The sequence below is a fragment of the Nonomuraea aridisoli genome, assembly GCF_003236395.1.
Lineage (GTDB): Bacteria > Actinomycetota > Actinomycetes > Streptosporangiales > Streptosporangiaceae > Nonomuraea > Nonomuraea aridisoli.
The window spans coordinates 1-407 of record NZ_POUD01000699.1 but is presented as its reverse complement, the minus strand read 5'-3'; the positions used below and the strand labels follow the sequence as shown (position 1 = coordinate 407).

The 407-nt window shown below is 58.2% G+C and carries 1 pseudogene; it reads right to left on the bottom strand.

From position 1 onward, the window contains the following. A pseudogene (gene hcxB / locus C1J01_RS54400) lies at positions 1 to 407 on the bottom strand (hydroxycarboxylate dehydrogenase HcXB); the annotation flags it as partial.

Sequence of the window (407 nt, the reverse complement as noted above, 5' to 3'; positions counted from 1 at the left end):
CATCGCTGCAAGGGCGTAGCCTTTATGTTCGGCAAAGGTCAACAGCGAACCCAACGGCGACTCCTGCATTACCGCCGGATTGGTCGTCGGCATGCCGTTAACGTCAATCAGGCAACCTGGCGGCACGGGGACGCCTTTATGCCAGGCGACGCGGGTTTTGCCAAATGCGATGGCGCTGGTGGCGTAATCAAGCAACAGCGGGAAATTATCTTTACGAGGGAAAACCACACAGAACGGATTGGTGCCAAAGCGGCTGTCGCGACCGTGGAACGGCGCGACCATTGGAATACCGACCACGCTAACAAAGTGGATAGAGACAAACCCCGCCGCTGCACACTGCTCCGCCCAGTAACCGATACGGCCGATATGATGCGAGTTATGGAGCGCCACGGCGGCAATGCCGTGCT